A 20,861-nucleotide genomic window follows, 5' to 3' on the forward strand; every position below is an offset into this window, starting at 1 on the left:
TATAGTTTGTACTGCTTAACACCTAAATGGTTATAAACTATCTAATATTTACTAAGATAATTTAAAGTTTTTATCTTAGATTATTTTAGTAAGTGTTAGAATAAGACACTTAAATTATGTTATAATAATATAATAGGATGGTGAACGGTATGGATGAAAAAATATTAGAATTGTTACAAGAAATGCAAGGAGAAATAAAAGGAATTAATACTAGACTAGATGGTATTGAAAATGAAGTAAAAGAAGTGAAAGCTGATATGGGTAATCGCTTTGATGAGGTAGACAAGAAACTTGACTACATACACAAAGATATACTTATTGCTAAAACAGATATAAACGAAGTAGATAAGCATCTAGATAGAATTGACAATAATATGAATTTTGTAGAAATGGCTACATCTAAAAATTGGAATGAGATTGCAAGACTTAAATCAATTAAATAGTAGTACGTAAAAAAGACACTTGAAGTATTGAGTGTCTTTTATATAACTCTTTAATATGATATTATTATTCTATAATAATATTACTAGGAGGTATGACATGAATTTAGCTAGACTTAAAGAATTAAGAGTAGAAAAGAAATTTACACAACAACAATTAAGTACTGCTATAGGAATAACTTTTAAAACATATTCAAAAAAAGAAAATGGACATAGAGAGTTTACAATTAGTGAGTTTGAAAAGATTTGCTTTGTATTAGATATAGAACCATCTGAGTTGTTAGAAATAGAAATGTAAAAATTTTTTAATAAAATATCTACAAAAACATATTGTATTATTGGCGAATATGTAATATAATAAAATCAAGAAAAGTACAAGAGGGAATAATAATAAAATATAACTCGCCGTTTTTACCATATTAAATAAGCGAACAATTATAAGGAGGATATAAAAATGCTAAATATATACATAACTAACTTAGGGAAATACAATGAAGGTGAATTGATAGGAGAATGGGCTAAACTTCCAGTAAACGAGGAAGAATTACAAGAAATATTAAATAGAATAGGGATAAATGAAGAATATGAGGAATATTTCATAACTGATTTTGAAACAGATATGAAAGGATTAGAAATAGAAGAATATAGCGGTATAAAACAACTAAATCAATTGGCAGAGAAATTTGAAGAGTTAGAAGAAGAATGTGAAATTGAACAGTTGAAGGCTTTACTTGAAGGTGGATACATTGGTTTTGACGATATACTTGAGGGTGGTATTGGTAGCTTATCAGATAATTATACTTTTATACAACTTGATTACAGATCATCATTAGATGATGAAAATTTAGGACATAGTTACATAGAGGAAGTATATTGTGGTGACTTATCTTATATAGAAAATATTTCTTACTATTTTGATATAGAAGCATTTTCAAGAGATTTGCGTTTTGATAAAGATATGATTATTGAAGATTTAGACGAAGAAAGTAGAGAGTATTATGAAAATATGACAGATATTGAATTTGCAAAGGATTATATTGAACAACTAGGAAATATTGAAGAATTAGGACAGGAAACACTTGAAAAATATTTTAACTATGAATCTTATGGAAGAGATTTAAGTTGTAACGGTGTTTATACAGCATCAAATTATTTAGCTATAGTTGGTTAGATTAAAAGTTTTAGGGCGTTCTTAAAAAACGCCACTTCCAATAAAAAATTGAAAGGGGAATGAATTATGAGAAAATTAATAATCAAAATAAAATCGTTGTTTAAAAAGGATTTAGATAGTAGCTATTGGAGTAATACAGAAAGTATTATATCAAAATATGGAAATAGCAATCAATTAGAATTGTTGAAACAAGCTAATAAATAATAGGGAGGGGTAATAATCATGAGATACATCTCAAGTCTAGGAATTTATATCACAAAATTAGAAGATTTAAGGGATAAAATTGATGATGATTTATACAACTGGATAGAAATACATCAAGATACTGAGGGGTACAAGGATAAGTTTGAAGAGTTAAAAGAAGAGTTTGATTATTATACAGATGTAGCAAAATCCAACGATGTATGTTTTTCAGAAATATCATCTTTGTTAGAAAGTAGTATTGAAACTTTACATCAACTTGAAGACTATATAATTGAAAATGATAGATTAAATAGAAAGAAAATCTTATCTTTTATATCTTCTGTGAACTTAAAAGAAATAGAAGAAACGATTGACTGTAAATAAAATAGGGAGGTAATAACATGAATAAGATGCTTATATTCCATGATGAAGAAGGACATCCAGTTTTTCAAGTACTTGTAACAAATGTAAAAAAATATACTAGGCAAAATGTTATATTTGGATTGGTAGATAGCTTTATTAAAAAAAATGTAAATAATATTAATTTAAATGATGGGAAAATATATGATAGTTTTAGTTGGGCAGTCTTTACTATATCAAAAACAAGAAGTTATAAATTAAAACTTAACCTTACTGTAGACTATAATGTATTAATTAAAAAGTTAGATATTAAAAGAAGTAAAAGAGAAAGTAATTCTAAAACAGAAAAAGAATTGTTTTATATAGGGATAGGATGGTTTAAAAGAAAAGAAATATATAACTTACTAACTACACAAAATAAAATTAAGTATGAAGAGTATGATATTTTGACAATAGATGAGGATATTTATATAAGAGCATATAATGAAAAATGCAGAACGATATTATTTTATAATAATTATCAAAAAATATTAAAAGAAGTATAAATAAAATTCAACTTTTAAGTTGATATAAAATATTAGGAGGATATAAAAATGAAAAAAATAGCTGATTTAAATAAAGAGGAATTAAAAATAGTTTGGGAGAAAAATAGTCAACTAAGAGATGATGTTAGAAAAACTTGTGAAGAAAATGATATGTATTGGATAGGTGAAATATTAGATTGCCTTAATGGAGTATTAACTGATTGGTCGGTTGGATTTTATAATGATAATTATATAAAAATAAAAGACGGACATGAATTTTTATATAAACTTAATTCTGTATGTAAAGAGTCCTCTTTTCTATCAAAAGAGGACTTGAAACCTCTTGAATATGGAATCACATTAATTGATAAATTATATTGTATGGATTCTGATAATAAAAGGTATGATATGCTAGAAACTAAAATTAACAATATAGTTGAAAGAATTGAGGAAAAAGTAATTGAAGAATTTAACAAAATGACAGAGCCATTAGGTGAAGAATATTTATTAGAAAATTTTATTGAATTTTATGTTGATGCTTATCTCAATGATGATGAATTTTACATAGATAATGAGTACGTGCTATATGAAAAAATTATTAAAAGTTATGCTTAACAAAGAAAATATAATGGATATTAATACAATAAAAGAATGATTTTAATATAATCAGGAGGTAGTCATGACAAGAAGAATATTAGTGTATAAAGAAAATGAGATATATTATGTATCTCAAGAATTTAATGGTGATAAAGCTGAAATGCAAAGATTTAAAAAGCGTGAAAATGTACCATTAAATTCAAATTGGGAAGAAATAGTTTTATTATTCGATAGTGTTAAAAATCTAAATGATTTTAAAGAATGTGTTAGAATAGCAGAATTAAAATTCAATTATGATAATGAAAATTTACTTGAAATGAATGAAATACCTAAATGGGAAGAAGTATGGATGATGATAGGTGGTAAATTAAAATTATATTCTATATATGGAGGAATTAATTACTATGATAATATCAGCGTGGAAAAATAGTAATTCTAAGAAAGTTTTAATAGAAGCAAAAAAGGATAAAAAAAATATAGATGCTTTAATAGCATATACTAATAAAATAAAAGGTGAAGACATGACAATGATACAAGCGTGGTTACTTGAGGAAGTAAATAATACAAAAAATAATGGTTATGGCATATATGAATTAATTGATTAGAATATATGAGTTTAATTGATTACATAAATTAAGTTACTATCATTGTTTATATAAAGTTATACATCAATTGATAATGATAGTAACTTGATAAAAATAAAAAATAAATTGGGAGGATATAAAGAAGATGAAAAAAATAACTGATTTAAATAGAGAAGAATTAAAAAGAGTTTATAAAACAAATAGTAAGTTAAGAGAGTATATAAGAAAAGATTATGAAGATAATCAGATGTACATAGTAAGTCAAACATTAGTTTATTTTGAAGACTCATTGTCAAATTATTCAATTGATATTTACAACGATAATTATATAAATATTCGTAATAAAGATAGATTTCTTGAAGGAGTTATAAGAGCAAATGGCGACCATAAATTATTTCACAATAATGATGATACAATTCTTTATGAAACTATAGCTATACAAAATGAATTAAAACACACAGATTATGACGAGGAAAATTATAAGATATTAGAAAATAAATTTAATTTAATGATTGAAGAATTAAAAGAAAATGTTTTAAAAGAATTTAATAATATGACAATGCAAGAAAGTGAAAGTTATTTGTTTGAAGCATTTATAATGACATATGTTGATGATGAGATTAATGACTATGATTTTTATATAGATGAAGATTATGTTTTATATAAAAGAGTGTCATATCTTTAATATAAAATATGAAGTAATAAAGTGTTTAAAATTATATTTTTAATATGATATATGAGTTATCAAATTACTATCATTCTAAAACTTAAATGATAATGATAGTAGTTTGATAAAAGGATTTTAAAAAGTATAAAAATGAAAAGGTATAAATGCATTAAGAAGTTATTCAAAGAGCTTATACGAGCCTATACGAGTTCGTAATTATAAATTAGGATGGTATTGAGATGAAAAATTTAAAAAGTATGATTATAGGAATGTTATTAGGTTTAATTATTGTAGGAGTCGTTGGAGCAAAAGAAGTTAAGGCTGCTGAATTAGATAATTTTTATATAGAAACAACAGATAGAGTTATAGAAGTATTAGAAGATGAAAGTATAATTCTATATGATACTAAAGAAAAAGTTTATAATTTCTATCCAATTTGTATGAGTGACTGGAACTATAGTTTTGATAATAAAAAAGATTTAGACAGAGCAGTTAATACTTATAAAGAGTTATCTAGTAATATAAGTCATTCAAGTGATGTATATGTGGTTAACAAGTTGAATAACAATGGAAACATTAAAATATTTTTAAGTGATGGAAGTTCAATTGTATATATAAAAAATGATAATAAATATTATTTTTATCCTTCTTGTATGGGTGATTGGTACTTAATATTGGATAATTTAAATAATTTAAGAAATTGCATAAATACTTATTTTTGTATGGAGGTTGTAATATGATAAAATATATAAAAGATATAAATAGTATAAGTTTAAAAGATGCAAATGAATTAAGTAAGGTAGGTTTTTACTTTATTATAAAAGATGGAAAATTAAAAGGTATTAAATTTGAAAATATAAAAAATATATGATGTATATAAGGAGAATTTTAAAATGAAAAAAATAACTAAAAATGAAATTAAAAAGTATGTAAGAGAAGTTATAAGTAATAATTTTAATTGGGAAGTAGATAGATGTGGATTTTATATAAAAAATGATTCAATAAAGTTTTTTATTTCATATAAAGGGCAAGGTGTAGATGAAAATATTTACAACAATACTTATGAAGAAATAATTTACATTGATGATATTATAGAAGATTATAAAAGAAAAGAATATAATTTAAAAGATGTAGATTCAATAGTACATGAAAATGTAAATAATATGATTATAGATTACAATGAGGAAATAGAAGAAAATGAAAGATGTATAAAGAGTTTTATAAAAGAATTGAAAAGTTCTGTAGGTGAAGAGTTTACCGTATTAGAATATGATAATTTTGTACAAGAAAAATATAATTATCTTGTTAATAAAACTGACTCATGGGATTTTTTTATGGAAGGTGAAGTATATAATTATTTAGAGTGTGGAAGTTATACATATTCAGGATTAGGTAAAGATTATGATGTTGATATAAATATTGTCTTTGATGTAATAAAAATAAATTCAGAAGAAGATTACAAATCTATAATAAAAATAAAAGACATTGAATTGTTATAATTTACTATATATCTATAATACTTAAATATGACTAATGATATAATTAAAATTAAAAGATATAAATTTAATATCTTTTAATTTTAATTGATAAGCGAGGTTTTTTAATGAAAGAAGAATTAAATATAGTACCATTTTTAGCTGAATCTTTGTCAATAAATAAAAAATGCTATAAACTTATAGATAAATATTATAATGAAAATAAATTAAAATATTCAAATTTGGCTAAAGAAAATATTTTTTATAATTTAAGGATAGCAAGTGAAGGAAGTATAATTCAAGAATATTATTTTAAAAAATCTTTAGGTATTCTATTAGAAAGAGATGAAAAGAAAATAACAAACATATTTAAGACTGGTTATACAATTGCTTACAATTATATTATTTCTATCCAAACATTTAAAGCAAGTACTTTTTTAAGAAAACTTATGTTAAAAAATAAAATTGAAAGTTTTTCAGAAGATGAATTAAATGGTAATATGTTGGTTGCAATTTCTTTATGTGGAGTTTTAGAGAAGAAAGTTGATGAATTAGATGAAATATATATAAGAGTAATTAGAAGTTTGATTCTAAGGAATGAAAATTATAAACATGAAAAAGTTCTCTCTATAGATAGACTAAGTAAAGATGAACAAAAACTCATTAGTAAGATAGAGTTAAGATTAAAATCTGCATATTTAAAAGAATATATTCCAAGTTCTTATACATTTGGAATTGATGGAAGTATAGGAACTTTTAATTTAGATGCTTTAACGGATTTAGACAGAAAACTTTTAGGATTTGATTATATATATGACTTGGAAGAACTAAGTTTAATTTCAATTGTAGGAAGAGACATATTCAAATCTAAACAAATACAAGAATTAATTTTATGTTATTGTAATTTACAAAAAGATATAGAAGATGAAAATAGCATCAATTATGAGGATTTATTTAGATTTTTAATTCCAGCTATAGACATAAGATATTTGGCGAGAGAATATAAAAAAGCGAAACAATTTTTCTTTAATAATTTTGATGAAGAATTAAAAGAATCTATAGAAGAAAAAGACATTAAATTGGATAGTATTAAAAAAGAAAATTCATTATTGAAGGAAGAAAATGAAAAATTAAAATCAGAACTAGAATTGTTGCAAAAAGATAAACTTAGATTAGAAAATGAAATCAAAGCACAACTTACATCTAAAGAAGAATTGGTTCAATTAAGAAATTTTATGTTTAGCAAACAACAGAAACTAAGTGAAAATATTTCAACTGATGAAAGTATAGATTTGAAAAACATAAAAGCGATAGTTTTTGGTGGACATCCAAATTGGATTTTAAAAATGAAAGAAAAATTAACTAACTTTGAATTTATACCAGCAGATACAATTAATTTTAATGTAAGTATATTAGATAGTTATGAGTATGTATTTATAAACACTAATTTTATAGGACATGCTATGTACTGCAAAATTATAGAGAATTTAAATGAAGAAAATAAACTTAGATACATAAATAATATAAATGTAGATAGAGTAATAGAAGATATAAAAAGTGCTATTAGCATTTAATATTAAAAGGGGGAAGTTACAATGTCTGGGAAAGAGATAATAAGTGAAATTAAATCAACACAAGTGTTAAAAGATTCTGATAAAGATACTATTTTAGGTGGGGTTTTCGCTGATATAACTATGTCTGAAAATGAAAATTTAAAGGAATTAGTTATAAATATTTCTAAGTTAGATGATAAACATATAAATAATTTAAATGAGATTGTAAAAGGTTTAATTTAAATAGTAGAAGGTGATGCTAATGTATGATATAAAGATAAATAAAAGAATAAAACAAATAAGAAAAGAACATAATGTATCTCAACAAGAGTTCGGAGAAAAACTTGGTGTAAGTAGAGATGTTATAAGTAATATAGAAAATAATAGAGTAGAAGTTAAAACAGTATTTATTACTCATATGTGTGAAATTTTCAATGTCAATAAAGAATGGATATTGACTGGCGAAGGTGAAATATACATATCTACAGAAGATATTTATTCAACTTTAGAAGAAGTATTCTATAAGATAGCTAGTTCAAAAGATGAAAATTTAAAAGAGTTAGTAATAAACCTTTCTAAATTAGATGCTACATACATAGCATCTTTAAATGAGATTGTAAAAAGGACAATATAGGGGTGATATTAATATGTCTAATGAGGATTCAACTGCGAGATTAAATTTAATAGAATTAAGAAAGATTTTAAAACTCACACAAGAACAAATGTCTACATCATTAAAAATAAGCCGCTCGAATTATGGAAATATTGAAACGGGCAAAGTAGGTTTAACTGAGCGTGTTAAATCAGATATTTGTGACATATATAATGTTAATAAAGAATGGCTAGAAACCGGAAGTGGGGAAGTCTTTGTAGAGTTTTCTGAAAAGGATAAAATCAAACAAATAGAAAATAAGCTTAAAGAAGTAGATAGTAAACTACTTAATACAATTCTTTTACTTACAAATATTTCAATCTCAAAAGATAAATTGAATAAAAAAGAGATTAAGATAAATGAAAAATATATTGAAATGATAGACTTGTTTACACAACTTACACCAGAATTTCAAAATTATGCCTTACAGCAAATGAAAGAATTACAAAAACTACAAACTTCGTTTATCAAAGATATAGTAAAATTAAAATAATAAATAAAAAGGAGTTATTTATATGGGAAAATATTTTAAAGAAGAATGGCATTACATACCCGATTTTAGATTTAAAATAAATGATATAGAAGAGTGTACAATTAGAGTTAATAATTTAAAGGTAGATATGAAAATGAGTCAAGATTTTAGATTTAAGGGAAATATAGAATATACAATATATATTCCATACAACCATGAGATTTTCACAAAAGAATATAATGAGGTTTTAGACTTGGAACATCCTAACGAATGTGACCAATTTTGTGATGAATTATCAGAACTTAGAGGCAAGGTTGAGGAAGGTATTGAGCAATATCTAAAAGATAATGATAAACTAACAGAAGTAGAATATTAAACGTAATTGAATTTACTTTAAAAAATTATAAAGCTTAAAAAACTGTATTGTTGAAATACAGTTTTTTAATATAAAAGATATTAAAATAACCATTTTAAAAAAATAAATTATTATATAAATAACTCCGAAAGGGGTTATTTTTTTATTTTGAAATATAATTTTATATTTTTATGTATAATTTTATATAATTATTGTATAATATATATACAATACCTTTATAGAAAAGCGGTGAATTAATGGCTAAAAAAGGAAAAAGCTTTGCTGAATACCACATTGAAAATACTGATAAAAACTTTATAGAAAAATATTGGAGTGACAAGAATGAAATAAGTCCATATGATATTTCTTCATCTTCATCCACTATAAAAGTTTGGATTAAATGTACTGAAAATAAAAAACATGAAGATTACGAAGTCAGATGTAGTAATTTTACTAAAAATAATAGTAGATGCCCTGAATGTAAACATAAAAAAGTACATAAGGTTGATAAAAAAACATCTTTTGAAAGTAAGTTTCCTGAATTAAAAAAATATTGGAGTAAGCAAAATGACGTAAAAATGAATGAAGTTGCTCCTAGTTCAAATAAATTTTATAAGTTTGAATGCCCTGTATGTGGAGAAATCTTTGAGAAGAGAATAAGTAAAATAGTAAATACAAAATTTATAGACAAACATATGGAAGAGCATGAAGATAAAAAAATAGTAAATAAGTACAATATTTTAAATGCTGACTCATTTAATAAAATAATTGATGATAAGAAAGTGGATGATATCTATAAATACCATCTTAAAACAAGATACTTGCATTTATTTAAATACTTAAAAGATAGTAATAAACTTACAAAAAAGAAAGATAACTATATTGCATCTTTTACTATATCTGATATATTAGAATACACAAATATTTACGCAAGTGAAAAAAAATATAGTACAATGATGACATTCGTAAATACATTAGAGTATATATTTGAGCTGCTAGGGCATGAAGTTACATTTAGAAGTTTAAAAGTAGAAAATTTAAAAGTTAGTAATTATGAATACTTAAAAAAAGAAGAGTTAATTAATTTATGCTATGAATTAATTAATTATCAGGATAAATTCATATTATATGCAATTTTCTGTGGCATATTAGGTAAAAATGCCGAAGATTTAAGATGTATTAAAAAGAATGATTTAGATTTTGAAAACAATACAATAAAACTTAAAGATAGAATAATTCGTATGGATGAGACATTGAAAAGATATGCAAAAGGTACTTTTAAACAAAGAAGTTATGCCCAATTTTTAGATGAAGATTCTAAAAATAGCACAAATTTATACTATGATTTCAATATGGAATCTGAATATTTAATAAAAACAAAGCCATCTACTACAAACGATAATGGAACAAATACTATGCCTTACTCAACTTTAGTTAGAAGGTTTTCAATTTTAAATAGAGCAATTAATAAAATGTATGTAACAGATGAAGTAAAACTTTCAATTAACAGTGTGTATTATTCTGGATTTATGCATCAAATGAAGTTGGCAGAAGAAAATGGTTTGAAATTGACAATAGAAAATTTAAAAAAACTAAAGGGTAAATTAGGATATAAAATAAGACCAGATAATGCTAAAATTATCTATAAGCAAAAATATGCCAAAGAGGAGTAATTTTGTGATGAAAAAAGAAAATGCTAATATAAATTTAAGTAAAATAGACTTAATTATACATGCGATTTATGATAGAGAAAAATTCAAGAAAATAACAAGTAGATTTTTTCAAGTAATGAAGATAAAAACAGATCTATCTAATGAAGATATACAATTATTATTTGAGGATTTTATTTATTCTGCCATATCAGAAAAAATCGAAGAATTAGAGGTTTATGAAAAGGCTAAGAGGCTTAGAGAAAGATATAGAAAAAATGTATTAAAGTTAAAAAAAAGATGGGCCAACACTACTTTAGAATCACTTGAAAAGAAACAAAATACATTATTAAAAAAAGAATTCTTGTCTGTGAAAAATGAATTTATTGAAAATGGAAAATTAATTGTTGATGGTATATCTTGTCCAGATGACTTAATTGAAAAAAGAAGAATATTTTTAGACGAATGGTCTTCCAATATTCTTTATAATGTAACAGACTATCCTTATTTAAAAGAACTAAGTGATAAAAAGATCAACAATGCTTTTGAATATGATTTAATTTTATGTATAACAGAAATATTAATGATAGAATATCAATTTGATATAAATAAGGTTGTGGTAAAAAGTCCTGTTCAGCTTGCACCAGGACTTTTTATACCTCAAACTAGAGGTAAAAAATCAAAAGAGTTATTAATTGAGAAAAAAGATAACAATTATATCTCTAAAACATGTGGAACTAATGATGATGGTGAAAGCCTTGTATTTTTTTATGAATTTTCTTTAGAAGATAAAAATGAAAATGACACTAGATATCTGAAATTTGAATTGGATAATGAAAAGCAAATAGAACTTGATAGTCAGGATTTAGAAATAATTAGATATGCTTATACTTATAGTCCCCTATCTTTTAATACTTTTTATACAAAAGATATACTAGATTATCTAGGTCTTACAGATGCACAATCCAATTATGACAGAATCGAAGACAAATTTCTTAAACTTCCACAGTACACTTTCTACACTGAAAAAAAAGATGAAACTGGAAAAACTATTTCCAAATCCAGATTTGTTTTATTCTCGAGAGTAGACTCTGAGTTTGATGAAGCTGGAAGAAGGATCATAAAGACGCAGAAAGCTTTTATTAACGAAATAGACACTGTTAATACAGAGATAATGTATAAACATGAATTAAAAAAATTAAAACTTCCTCAATCAAAAAATCTAGCTTATTTGCTTGAAGGTATAAGAAGCTACGAGGTGTTTAAAGGCGTAGACATAAAGGATAAGAGTTATATTTTTGGACTAGATAAACTAAAAAAATACGTACATTTCAAAAGTAATAAAACAAAAGAAAACATGCAAATTGTAGAAAATGGCTTAAAAGAGATTTTAAATAACCAGTTTATAATAAAAGATTATAAAAAATGCACAGGATATTTTGAAATTTGGTTTTATGAAGATGTCGAAAAAAGAAAACATTTATTAAATAATACTATTTTATCTCTGCCTGATTACTTAAATACATAAAATGGCGTCGTTCAAGCCGTACTTTTAAAGAAATAGTCTTTTTCAAAATATAAAATGGCGTCGTTCAAGCCGTACTTTTAAAGAAAATGGCTATTTCTCGTTTAAAAATTTTGTCGATAAATTTTTTCATATTTTACATACATAGCTGAAACAACTGCAAATACCATTCTATATAAAATGGCGTCGTTCAAGCCGTACTTTTTCACACCTCTTGAAAACACTTATCTATACACAAAATGGCGTCGTTAGCTCCGTACTTTTAAAAATATCTAAAAAAGGTTAATATAAACTTAATAAAATGGATTATTCATCTAAATATTAATTTGGAGGAAAAGAAAAAAATATGTTTACTCTGTCCTTAAAAATGGAGTCGTTAGCTCCGTACTTTTAAAAGAATGTCGGTACAAACTTAGTTAAATAGAATTCTTTATATAAGGAGTTATTAAAATATGAGTATTAAATATAAAGATAAAATTGTTGTTATTGTTGAAATTGAAGATATAGATAAACTAAATGAGTCTAAAATTAAATATGAAACATTAGAAAAGGGTAATTATTATGTTGTTCAGCAGGGTAGAAAAAGGAAACGATTTAACAATGAACAAGTAAAACAAATAAAGGAAGATTTAGATAACGGATTAAGTATAAGAAAATGTGCTGAAAAATGGAACACAGATACTAAATTAATTATGAGAATAAAAAATAATGAATACTAGTGTGGGTTTTATTTACATTAACCTACTCCGATGTTATAATAAATTCATAAGAATGTTATAACAATCTTTATTTTCAAGGAGAAAATTATGAGTATTAAATATAACGCTAAGAGAGTTGTATTAGTTGACTTTAAAAATATTGATAAATTAGATAACTTTAAAATTGAATACATTGATTTAGAAGATAAGCAGTATTATGTAGTTTCTCAAGGTAAAAGACCTAAAAAGTTTACAGATGATGAAGTGAGACAAATAAAAAAAGACTTAGATGATGGATTAAGTATAAGGAAGTGTGCTGAAAAATGGAATTGTAATACCCATTTAATAATGCAAATAAAAAAAGATACTTATTAGTGTAGAGGTATTTACAATACTCTACATAAATTATATAATGAATCCATAGGAATATTATAACAACCTTTAATACCAAGGAGTGAATTATGAGTATTAAATATAATGATGAAAAAGTGTTTTTAGTAAGTGAGAATGATAAAGAAAAATTAGAAAAATATGGTATAAACTTCATAAGTTTAGATGGAAACTATTATGTAGTACATCAGGGTAGAAAAAATAAAAGATTTACAGATGAAGAAGTAAAGGAAATAAAAAAAGATTTGGATAATGGTATGAGCTTAAGAAAATGTGCTGAAAAATGGAATTGTGGTAAAACAGTTATAGGAAATATAAAACAAAATACTTACTAGTGTCCTTTTATTGCTTTATGGACAATTGCATGTTATAATACTCCTGTAAGAATATTATAACAACTTTAATACTAAGGAGATAATTATGAGTATTAAATATAATGACAAAAGAGTAGTATTAGTTGATTTTGAAGATGTTGATAAATTAAATGACTCTAAAGTTAGATACATTGATTTAGAAGATAAACAGTATTATGTAGTTTCTCAGGGGAAAAGACCTAAAAAATTTACAGATGCTGATATAAAAAGTATAAAAGAAGACTTAGATAATGGAATGAGTTTAAAAGAGGCAGAGACAAAGTATAGATGCAGCAAAAATACAATTATAAAAATAAAAAGGAAAAACTATTAACAAGTTTAATTACTTACTTTTTGAACTAGTGTACGTTATAATATCCTTATAGAAATTATATAGGAGTGATTTTAAATGTTGGAAAATTCAATAAGAGAATATTTTACAGATTGCTTAAGTGTCAGAATAATAAATGATGATATAACAGCTTTAGAAAGTAGAATTGACAATATATATAACTGCTTGAATAATATTTTACATGAGGATCAACAGGAACTTTTAGTTCAGTTTGATGAGTTGCAAATAGAATTAAAACAATTAGAAATGTTCCAGAGCTATAAAATCGGACTTATAGAAGGAATTAAATTTACTTAAAGTTAAGAAGGGAGGATTATAATATGCAAGAATTAAAGCCAGTTGCTAGAATATCAAAATCAAAACTAAAAGATATCTTAGATATTTTCAAGACATCTACAAAAAAAGTAGAAAAAATAGATAGTTCTGCTTGTAATTCTTGTGCAATAAAAAATAATCCTTCTTTTGATACTAACAAGTTAAATGAATTCTGTTTAGATTGTCCTAAATTAAAATCTATAGCAGAATTTTCTTATGTTACAGAAAAAGAAACAGAAATCGGTATAATAGAGATTGTAACTAATGAAAATAGACGTATAGCTTTAAGTAAAAGTGCTATAAAGCAATACTTAGCATACCACTTCATAGTATCTAATAAAAACTATGTTAGAAAATCAGTGTCATTTGCAAGTATAGCTGATATATGTAATTTTTCAGTTGTAACAGCTAGACATAATCATAATATGTTATTGCAAGTTGGATTAGTTTATTCTACAGAAGTTAAAAGAGGTAAATTTGATATAGTTATTGATGGAGAATATAAAAATCATCTTAAAAAAGAAGATGGTGGAAAAGGTTACATAACTATGTCTTTAGATACATTAAATCATCTATTAAGTTTTGAAAATGTAAATGAATTAAAACTTGAAATAAAGAAATTACTTTGGGCTGATGCTAAAGGAAGTAAGCTGGGTAAAAAAATACGATTTAAAAAAGATAATCTTATATCAGTACTTCCTCCTTACATACTGAAATCTAACAAGCTCACAGAAGCCTTCCTGAGAGGTTCTAAAACTTTATTTGATGTAAGTAATGACACCATTGATACAAAGCGTTACGAGACGAAAGAAACCATCTCAAAGAAATATACTGAACCTATAAGAATCAAAATATTAAAATTCTTTGATGATACAGGTTGTTCCTTAAGTTCTAATTATAGCAAGGTGTTATCTCAGATAAATTTAGATAAATATAACTTATTTGAAGAAGATTTAATTACCAAGCTAGAACTTGAAAAAGAAATTATAGTAGGAGATTTAGTTGGTCTTGCTGTTCAATATGGAGAGAATAGAGTTTTGGCTGCACTAGATTATATGTTCAATAAATATACAATAGACGAAGATGATATAAACTACAGTGAAATAAATAATCCTGGTGCATTTATAAGAACTTTGATTGTACAGAGTATAAATAAATATGGAAGTTTAGCAATAGCAATTTAATATCTGGAGTAGTTCAAAAAAATTAATTTTGGCTACTCCTATTAGTGTTTGTATTCAAATAATAAAATACTTAAATAGAGCTATAAAGAGTGTAAAATCTCTATTAGCTCTATTTTTTTATGCTTATTTTAATTAAATTATATACACAATAGAAAGTTTTTTATACATATTAATAACTTAATTTTCCAATAAGAATATATAATTATCCAATTTACTAAGAAACTTATTATAAAAAAATAATAATACATCAACAACATATTATTATTAAAATTTATATTTTCTTATATTTGTTGCCATTTCTTTGTTATGTAGTTTTTTTTAGTTCTCTAATTATTGTTTTTAAATCTTGTTTTTAAATCTTGTTTTTAAGTTCTGTCTTTAAGTTCTGAAACAAGATAAACTTTTATTTTTATTAATAAATAAAGAGATTATTAATATTTATTTTAATAATATAAAAGATAGAAAATACCGAATGTATGTTCTTGAAAAGTCGAACAAAAAGAGTTATAATAATAATGTGCTAAAAAATAATCAGCATATATTTTATACATATATCCAGAACGTATGTTTGAAAAGAATTTAATTATTTATATTTCTATCTATTTTTTATATCTTATACTATAAAATTAAATATAAAATTGAGATAGATATTATTAATAATAAATAGTTTGAAAATTGAAAAAATATGTCGATAACTGGTAAAAAATGGAAGAACTACTAAGATAGAATATATGCTACAATGTAAGTAATTAAGTGCAAGGGGAAGCATTTATTGGGTATACTTTATTTTTCTAAGGGGGAAAGTTTATGTCAGAAGAGAAAATTAACAAAGAAAAATTAATAAAACTAGGTAAGATGCTGTCGGAGTTAAAAAGGACTAATAAAGATAAGTTTATAAATTATAAATCTAAAGTTGAGAAATACGGAAATAAAAAAAGGGGAGCATAACCTCCTCTTTTTACTTTTTGTTTTCTTCTTCTAAAAAAACTTCAGCTACATTATATAATCTTTTCTGTGCTTCAGGGCTTAATTTACTTATCATCCTCAGCATTTCTTTAATATCATCGTCGAAATCCATGTCTAGAGTTGGGTCTTGAAACATATCTCCTTCTCCTTCTCTTAACCAGTCTTCATTTACGTTAAATTCTTTACATATATCGTTAATTATTCTATCTGTCAAATCTCTTCTACCTGTCTCTAGAGATGAAATATGATCTTGAGATAGAAATAATTTATCTCCCATTTGCTTCTGACTTAATCTTAATTTTTTTCGTAATTCTTTTAATCTTTTATTCAATATTATCACCTCCTTTTAAAATATATTATCATATAAAATATGTCTTTGCAATAAAATAGATATAAAATATGTCAAAAACATATTTGATGTTGACAGTATGCTAATGACATAATATAATTTAAATATAAAATGTCAAAGACATAAAAGGAGTGATAATATTTGCATAAAAAAAAGATGAGCCAAAAAGAGTTAGAATTATTAGGGAAAATGTTTTTGAAGATTAAAAAAACAGATGTACAGAAATTTGGAGAGTTAAAAGGTTCTATTAAAACATCATTTGAGTATGAGGATGTTTTAATTAATAAATTTAGATAAATATACATATGTACTTTGAAAACTGAATATTCAAGCAAATAAAAAGTGCAACCATAAATTTAAAATTTATAATTACACATATAGTTGAAGGTGGTTTTGGTGAAGGTATTAAATATGATAAATAAAACAATTTAAATATTTTTAATTATTTCAAAGAGTAGAAATAACTACTCTTTGAAATAATTGTCACTTGAAGATAACTGAATATCTATTAAAGAATTAATAGTATCTTTACCTCTATTATCGAGCAATCTGTATTTTCTTATAAGTTCAAGTTCTTTAATTGTAATGTTTTCCTTATTATCAGTATTAAAGAAAAAATTTGGGCTAACATCTAGTATTCCACAAAGTAACTCTAAAATATTAATGTCTGGTTTACTTGAATTATTTTCCCAACTACTAACAGTAGTGTTTCTTATTCCAAGTAAATTGGATAATTCAGATTGCTTTAATCCTTTGTTTTTTCGTGCTGATTTAATTTTATCACCTAAAGTTTGATTATTTATCATATTTCAACACCTCCTAATATAAATATACCATTAATTATGGAATTTGTAAATTAAAAATTCAAGTAAAATGGAATAAAATTCAAAAACTTATTGACATTCCTATAAAAATGGAATATTATTAAAATAATCCAATAAAATTGAAGTTATAGGAGGCGTATTATATGGGTATTTCAAGGAGATTAAAAAAGTATTTAATAGCAAATAAAATATCTGAAAAAAGCCTATCTGAAGTGACTGGAATATCTATGACAAAATTAAAATCATCTTTGGATGGTAATAGAAATTTATCTTTTGATGAATTTGAATTAATTTTAATGGCAATTGATGAACCAGCGGATAAATTTTTAATTCCAAAAAAAATGAAGTATTAAAGAAAGACATTTAAAATGAGTAAGATAGTAATGAAAAATGTAAGTTGAGAATTATTAGTTATTAGTAAAAAAACACTCTAAAAAATAAAAAAATTAATTTATATAAAGGGGGAAATTAAATGAGTAATGCGATTTTAGTAAATGATAAAAAATTACAAGTAAAGGAGTTTAAAGGTAAAAGAGTAGTTACATTTAAAGAGATAGATTTTGTACATGGGAGAGCTGAAGGTACAGCTAAAAGAAATTTTTCAGATAATAAAAAATACTTTGTAGAAAATGTTGATTATTTTGAGGTCAGTACGAAAATCGTACCAAGCTTAGAGCTATATGGTTTTAGTAAATTTGCCCCAAATGGGATTTTAATAACTGAAAGTGGTTATCTAATGTTAGTAAAATCTTTAACAGATGATTTGGCATGGACAGTTCAAAGAGAATTAATAAATAATTACTTTAGAGTAAAAAGAGAAGAATTTAGTTTACCAACTACATATAAAGAGGCATTAGAGCATATTTTGGCTAGAATTAAAGAAAATGAAAAGTTGCAAATAGAAAATGAAGAAATGAAGCCAAAAGCCATTTATCATGATAAAGTATTAAATCCTGAAAAATTAGTTACTACAACAGATATTGCTAAAGATTTAGGCATGACAGCACAAGCATTAAATACTCTACTATATACAAATAAGATAATATATCCAGTTAAAAAGAATGGTAGAGTAAAATGTTGGAAGCCCTATAGAGAGTATCAGTGGATGATACCTGAATATGCAGACTTTAAAATAAGTGAATGTGACACACAATTAAAATGGACTGAAATAGGCAGAAAATGGCTTATAGAATTTGTAAAGAAAATTAAGAAGATAAGTTAAATTGCCTGAACTGCACCTTGAAAACTAAATATTAAAAAATACATGAAAGGAAAGATTAAATGTTTATAAGAGCTATTGAAGAATGTAAAAATGAAAAACAAGGTTTATTTGAAACTAGTAAAAGAGTTAAAGCTATAAGAAATAAACAATCTAGTAAAACATTAAAAGACTCTTTTACTAGATTAGAATATGCTTTGTTACATAAAGACATAAGACTAGTAATTAAGATATTAGAAAATGAATTATTCTTTGAAAAAATAGCGTCTTATAAAATATATGATAGTGAAACCAAGAAATTTAAATTAGTGTTTATAAATGAATTGATAAAAATGATGAAGACAGAGTTAAATATTAATATTCTTATAGAAAGATATCTTGAATTTGGAGAAGAAGGTTTTTTTAGTTGCTATGGAGATTTATTTGAAAATAGGAGGTAATGATTAAATGGAAGAATATCAGTTTAATTTAATAAAAAAGCTTTGTGCTGAAAGAAAAGTATGTAAAAAATGGTTTAAAGTAATTGAAAAATGTGGTTGTGACAGTAAATGCGATAAGAAAAATTGCAAGATGTTAGAAAAGTTATAAAAGAATATTTAAAATATTGATTAAACAAAGGTAGGTGAGAAAATGTATGATGTGAAAATTGAAACTGGTAAAAATGGAACTAAAATTATAATTGATGGACATGATTTCAAATATGTTTTGAAATATGAAATTTCAAGTGAATTAGTTGAAAATGGTGTAGAAAGTGAAATTAATATTAAATTACCAGTTAAAAATTTAGAAATTATAAGTATTTAACCAATAATTTAAAGGAGGTATATATGAATTGCAAAACAGAATTAACACAAGATGATATAGAAAATACTATAGTTGCTTTAAATACTATTAAATATATTTGTACAAAATCTAAGCATTGTAAAAATTGTCCTCTTGGATATATGGAAGATTTAGATGAACATAATTGTATGCTATATAAATTAATGGAAAATAATTTATTGCCAGTTGATTGGCAAATAAAACAAGTTTCAAGATTATTAGATACAACAGTTAACTAATAAAAAACTTAAAGGAGAGTTCAAAATGAAGAGTAAGCCAGTGAGAATAAAAAAATGTGAATGTGGTGGAGATGTGTATGAACTTAGTACAAAAATAGGTATTGTATATCAATGTGAAAACTGTGGCGAAATGTATAAATAATTAATAACAAGAGGAGGATATAAAAATGAATATTAGTGTCGAAGAAGGCTTAAGTTTATTTTTTAAAACAATATTTGAATGGAATGACTTGCCAAGCTATATATATAGTAGCGAATATAGTAAAGCTTTAGAAAAATGGCTTATTAAAAAGAGAAAAGCTGGAAAGTTAACTGAAGAAGATGTTTTAAGAATACTTGACCATGAAACCAGAAATAAAAAAACTTATTTTGAATTTAATCGAGGAGATTATTAAAAGTAAATATTTTAGTTAGTGTGATATTTATAATAGGAGGTTTTATAATTAGTAGAGTTTATTAATATAGATTGAAACTAAAAAAGTTTGAAAATTATGATAACATGAAAGGGGATTAAGATGTACAAATATTCATTAATAGTATCTCAATACTATAATTCGTGTCATACTTTTATTGTTGAATTTGAAGAAGATAATTTTATAGATAAGTTTTCAGATTTTGTAGAGGAATTATATAAGTATAAAAGAAATGAGGAAGATAAAAGGGAAATAAATATAGGTAACTTTGGTTACTTCAAGAGAAACGAAATAAAAGAAAGATACATTTTAAATGATGCTGGGGACTTGTATATAACTAACTCTAAATATGCTAATCATTTAAAATGTGAATCGGAAAAATTTAAAATGGATTCGTTAAGAATGTGTAGAGGGTACATAAAAAAGGCTATAACTAAGGCTATTTCAGAACACCATTCTTATGGCAAAGTAAAAGGAATAGTTGAAAAGTATTTTAAAATTGTATAAATTAGAAAATTAAGTTAAAACAA

The 20,861-nt window shown here is 24.2% G+C and carries 38 protein-coding genes; 36 read left to right on the top strand and 2 right to left on the bottom strand.

Features of this window, described 5'->3' with window-relative positions; translation table 11 throughout:
• Positions 1 to 149: 149 nt before the first annotated feature.
• From IC219_RS18850 to IC219_RS18975, 27 genes are all read left to right on the top strand, one after another.
• On the top strand, positions 150 to 443 hold the full coding sequence (locus tag IC219_RS18850; protein WP_227853416.1) for a hypothetical protein: 294 nt from the start codon (positions 150 to 152) through the stop codon (positions 441 to 443).
• Positions 444 to 540: 97 nt separating this feature from the next.
• A complete protein-coding gene (locus tag IC219_RS18855; RefSeq protein ID WP_021383038.1) occupies positions 541 to 738 on the top strand; it encodes a helix-turn-helix domain-containing protein in 198 nt (65 codons plus the stop codon).
• A gap of 156 nt (positions 739 to 894) precedes the next feature.
• Positions 895 to 1,611 carry an antirestriction protein ArdA gene (locus IC219_RS18860; RefSeq protein WP_227853415.1) on the top strand — a complete coding sequence of 239 codons (717 nt, stop codon included), beginning with the start codon at positions 895 to 897 and terminating at the stop codon, positions 1,609 to 1,611.
• 66 nt (positions 1,612 to 1,677) lie between these two features.
• The gene (locus IC219_RS18865) at positions 1,678 to 1,815 is read left to right on the top strand and encodes a hypothetical protein (RefSeq protein WP_227853414.1); all 138 of its coding nucleotides are present in this window, start codon (positions 1,678 to 1,680) and stop codon (positions 1,813 to 1,815) included.
• 18 nt (positions 1,816 to 1,833) lie between these two features.
• A complete protein-coding gene (locus IC219_RS18870; protein ID WP_227853413.1) occupies positions 1,834 to 2,178 on the top strand; it encodes a hypothetical protein in 345 nt (114 codons plus the stop codon).
• A 17-nt stretch (positions 2,179 to 2,195) separates the two neighbouring features.
• Positions 2,196 to 2,699, top strand: a complete 504-nt coding sequence (locus tag IC219_RS18875; RefSeq protein ID WP_227853412.1) for a hypothetical protein — start codon at positions 2,196 to 2,198, stop codon at positions 2,697 to 2,699.
• A gap of 48 nt (positions 2,700 to 2,747) precedes the next feature.
• A complete protein-coding gene (locus IC219_RS18880; RefSeq protein ID WP_227853411.1) occupies positions 2,748 to 3,293 on the top strand; it encodes a hypothetical protein in 546 nt (181 codons plus the stop codon).
• Between the two features lie 64 nt (positions 3,294 to 3,357).
• Positions 3,358 to 3,705 (top strand): hypothetical protein, encoded by a 348-nt coding sequence (locus IC219_RS18885; protein ID WP_227853410.1) that lies wholly within the window; start codon positions 3,358 to 3,360, stop codon positions 3,703 to 3,705.
• Complete coding sequence (locus tag IC219_RS18890; RefSeq protein ID WP_227853409.1) at positions 3,680 to 3,880, top strand: hypothetical protein; 201 nt, start codon at positions 3,680 to 3,682, stop codon at positions 3,878 to 3,880. The genes IC219_RS18885 and IC219_RS18890 overlap by 26 nt, the downstream gene beginning before the upstream one ends.
• 124 nt (positions 3,881 to 4,004) lie before the next feature.
• The gene (locus tag IC219_RS18895; RefSeq protein ID WP_227853408.1) at positions 4,005 to 4,544 is read left to right on the top strand and encodes a hypothetical protein; all 540 of its coding nucleotides are present in this window, start codon (positions 4,005 to 4,007) and stop codon (positions 4,542 to 4,544) included.
• Positions 4,545 to 4,765: 221 nt separating this feature from the next.
• Positions 4,766 to 5,266 (top strand): hypothetical protein, encoded by a 501-nt coding sequence (locus IC219_RS18900; protein ID WP_227853407.1) that lies wholly within the window; start codon positions 4,766 to 4,768, stop codon positions 5,264 to 5,266.
• The gene (locus IC219_RS21855; RefSeq protein WP_255613060.1) at positions 5,263 to 5,397 is read left to right on the top strand and encodes a hypothetical protein; all 135 of its coding nucleotides are present in this window, start codon (positions 5,263 to 5,265) and stop codon (positions 5,395 to 5,397) included. Before IC219_RS18900 ends, IC219_RS21855 begins: the two co-directional genes overlap by 4 nt.
• A 22-nt stretch (positions 5,398 to 5,419) precedes the next feature.
• The gene (locus IC219_RS18905) at positions 5,420 to 6,025 is read left to right on the top strand and encodes a hypothetical protein (protein WP_227831846.1); all 606 of its coding nucleotides are present in this window, start codon (positions 5,420 to 5,422) and stop codon (positions 6,023 to 6,025) included.
• Between the two features lie 104 nt (positions 6,026 to 6,129).
• A complete protein-coding gene (locus IC219_RS18910; RefSeq protein WP_227831847.1) occupies positions 6,130 to 7,575 on the top strand; it encodes a hypothetical protein in 1,446 nt (481 codons plus the stop codon).
• Between the two features lie 21 nt (positions 7,576 to 7,596).
• The gene (locus IC219_RS18915; RefSeq protein ID WP_227831848.1) at positions 7,597 to 7,797 is read left to right on the top strand and encodes a hypothetical protein; all 201 of its coding nucleotides are present in this window, start codon (positions 7,597 to 7,599) and stop codon (positions 7,795 to 7,797) included.
• 19 nt (positions 7,798 to 7,816) lie between these two features.
• The gene (locus tag IC219_RS18920; protein WP_227831849.1) at positions 7,817 to 8,188 is read left to right on the top strand and encodes a helix-turn-helix transcriptional regulator; all 372 of its coding nucleotides are present in this window, start codon (positions 7,817 to 7,819) and stop codon (positions 8,186 to 8,188) included.
• A gap of 13 nt (positions 8,189 to 8,201) precedes the next feature.
• Positions 8,202 to 8,699 (top strand): helix-turn-helix domain-containing protein, encoded by a 498-nt coding sequence (locus IC219_RS18925; RefSeq protein ID WP_227831850.1) that lies wholly within the window; start codon positions 8,202 to 8,204, stop codon positions 8,697 to 8,699.
• Positions 8,700 to 8,721: 22 nt separating this feature from the next.
• Positions 8,722 to 9,054 carry a hypothetical protein gene (locus tag IC219_RS18930; protein WP_227831851.1) on the top strand — a complete coding sequence of 111 codons (333 nt, stop codon included), beginning with the start codon at positions 8,722 to 8,724 and terminating at the stop codon, positions 9,052 to 9,054.
• A 236-nt stretch (positions 9,055 to 9,290) separates the two neighbouring features.
• Positions 9,291 to 10,706, top strand: a complete 1,416-nt coding sequence (locus IC219_RS18935; RefSeq protein WP_227853406.1) for a zinc-ribbon domain-containing protein — start codon at positions 9,291 to 9,293, stop codon at positions 10,704 to 10,706.
• Between the two features lie 7 nt (positions 10,707 to 10,713).
• Positions 10,714 to 12,210, top strand: a complete 1,497-nt coding sequence (locus IC219_RS18940) for a hypothetical protein (RefSeq protein WP_227831853.1) — start codon at positions 10,714 to 10,716, stop codon at positions 12,208 to 12,210.
• 449 nt (positions 12,211 to 12,659) lie between these two features.
• The gene (locus IC219_RS18945; protein ID WP_227831854.1) at positions 12,660 to 12,926 is read left to right on the top strand and encodes a helix-turn-helix domain containing protein; all 267 of its coding nucleotides are present in this window, start codon (positions 12,660 to 12,662) and stop codon (positions 12,924 to 12,926) included.
• Positions 12,927 to 13,013: 87 nt separating this feature from the next.
• The gene (locus IC219_RS18950) at positions 13,014 to 13,280 is read left to right on the top strand and encodes a helix-turn-helix domain containing protein (RefSeq protein ID WP_227831855.1); all 267 of its coding nucleotides are present in this window, start codon (positions 13,014 to 13,016) and stop codon (positions 13,278 to 13,280) included.
• 86 nt (positions 13,281 to 13,366) lie between these two features.
• Positions 13,367 to 13,630 (top strand): helix-turn-helix domain containing protein, encoded by a 264-nt coding sequence (locus IC219_RS18955; protein WP_227831856.1) that lies wholly within the window; start codon positions 13,367 to 13,369, stop codon positions 13,628 to 13,630.
• 85 nt (positions 13,631 to 13,715) lie between these two features.
• Entirely contained in the window at positions 13,716 to 13,982 is a 267-nt protein-coding gene (locus tag IC219_RS18960) for a helix-turn-helix domain containing protein (protein WP_227831857.1), read from the top strand.
• A 75-nt stretch (positions 13,983 to 14,057) separates the two neighbouring features.
• Positions 14,058 to 14,297, top strand: a complete 240-nt coding sequence (locus tag IC219_RS18965) for a hypothetical protein (RefSeq protein ID WP_227831858.1) — start codon at positions 14,058 to 14,060, stop codon at positions 14,295 to 14,297.
• Positions 14,298 to 14,320: 23 nt separating this feature from the next.
• Entirely contained in the window at positions 14,321 to 15,499 is a 1,179-nt protein-coding gene (locus IC219_RS18970) for a hypothetical protein (protein WP_227831859.1), read from the top strand.
• Between the two features lie 807 nt (positions 15,500 to 16,306).
• Entirely contained in the window at positions 16,307 to 16,447 is a 141-nt protein-coding gene (locus IC219_RS18975) for a hypothetical protein (protein ID WP_227853405.1), read from the top strand.
• A 10-nt stretch (positions 16,448 to 16,457) separates the two neighbouring features.
• Here the strand turns inward: IC219_RS18975 and IC219_RS18980 are convergent, their stop codons facing one another.
• Positions 16,458 to 16,796, bottom strand: a complete 339-nt coding sequence (locus IC219_RS18980; RefSeq protein ID WP_227861666.1) for a helix-turn-helix domain-containing protein — start codon at positions 16,794 to 16,796, stop codon at positions 16,458 to 16,460.
• A gap of 159 nt (positions 16,797 to 16,955) precedes the next feature.
• Here IC219_RS18980 and IC219_RS18985 point away from each other — a divergent pair, with 159 nt between their 5' ends.
• Positions 16,956 to 17,111 (top strand): hypothetical protein, encoded by a 156-nt coding sequence (locus tag IC219_RS18985; RefSeq protein ID WP_227853403.1) that lies wholly within the window; start codon positions 16,956 to 16,958, stop codon positions 17,109 to 17,111.
• 167 nt (positions 17,112 to 17,278) lie between these two features.
• Here IC219_RS18985 and IC219_RS18990 read toward each other — a convergent pair whose 3' ends face one another.
• On the bottom strand, positions 17,279 to 17,620 hold the full coding sequence (locus IC219_RS18990) for a helix-turn-helix domain-containing protein (RefSeq protein ID WP_227853402.1): 342 nt from the start codon (positions 17,618 to 17,620) through the stop codon (positions 17,279 to 17,281).
• A 161-nt stretch (positions 17,621 to 17,781) separates the two neighbouring features.
• Here IC219_RS18990 and IC219_RS18995 point away from each other — a divergent pair, with 161 nt between their 5' ends.
• From IC219_RS18995 to IC219_RS19030, 8 genes are all read left to right on the top strand, one after another.
• Positions 17,782 to 17,991: an HTH domain-containing protein gene (locus IC219_RS18995; protein ID WP_227853401.1), complete on the top strand. Its 210-nt coding sequence runs from the start codon at positions 17,782 to 17,784 to the stop codon at positions 17,989 to 17,991.
• A gap of 119 nt (positions 17,992 to 18,110) precedes the next feature.
• A complete protein-coding gene (locus tag IC219_RS19000) occupies positions 18,111 to 18,860 on the top strand; it encodes a phage antirepressor KilAC domain-containing protein (RefSeq protein WP_227853400.1) in 750 nt (249 codons plus the stop codon).
• A 59-nt stretch (positions 18,861 to 18,919) separates the two neighbouring features.
• Positions 18,920 to 19,297: a hypothetical protein gene (locus IC219_RS19005; RefSeq protein ID WP_227853399.1), complete on the top strand. Its 378-nt coding sequence runs from the start codon at positions 18,920 to 18,922 to the stop codon at positions 19,295 to 19,297.
• Between the two features lie 7 nt (positions 19,298 to 19,304).
• Positions 19,305 to 19,445, top strand: coding sequence for a hypothetical protein (locus IC219_RS19010; RefSeq protein ID WP_227853398.1), 141 nt, complete (start codon positions 19,305 to 19,307; stop codon positions 19,443 to 19,445).
• Between the two features lie 42 nt (positions 19,446 to 19,487).
• Positions 19,488 to 19,661 carry a hypothetical protein gene (locus IC219_RS19015; protein ID WP_227853397.1) on the top strand — a complete coding sequence of 58 codons (174 nt, stop codon included), beginning with the start codon at positions 19,488 to 19,490 and terminating at the stop codon, positions 19,659 to 19,661.
• A 23-nt stretch (positions 19,662 to 19,684) separates the two neighbouring features.
• Entirely contained in the window at positions 19,685 to 19,918 is a 234-nt protein-coding gene (locus IC219_RS19020) for a hypothetical protein (protein ID WP_227853396.1), read from the top strand.
• A gap of 167 nt (positions 19,919 to 20,085) precedes the next feature.
• On the top strand, positions 20,086 to 20,313 hold the full coding sequence (locus tag IC219_RS19025; RefSeq protein ID WP_227853395.1) for a hypothetical protein: 228 nt from the start codon (positions 20,086 to 20,088) through the stop codon (positions 20,311 to 20,313).
• A gap of 120 nt (positions 20,314 to 20,433) precedes the next feature.
• Positions 20,434 to 20,838: a hypothetical protein gene (locus IC219_RS19030; protein WP_227853394.1), complete on the top strand. Its 405-nt coding sequence runs from the start codon at positions 20,434 to 20,436 to the stop codon at positions 20,836 to 20,838.
• Positions 20,839 to 20,861: the final 23 nt, after the last annotated feature.

Source organism: Clostridioides sp. ES-W-0018-02, from assembly GCF_020658175.1.
Lineage (GTDB): Bacteria > Bacillota > Clostridia > Peptostreptococcales > Peptostreptococcaceae > Clostridioides.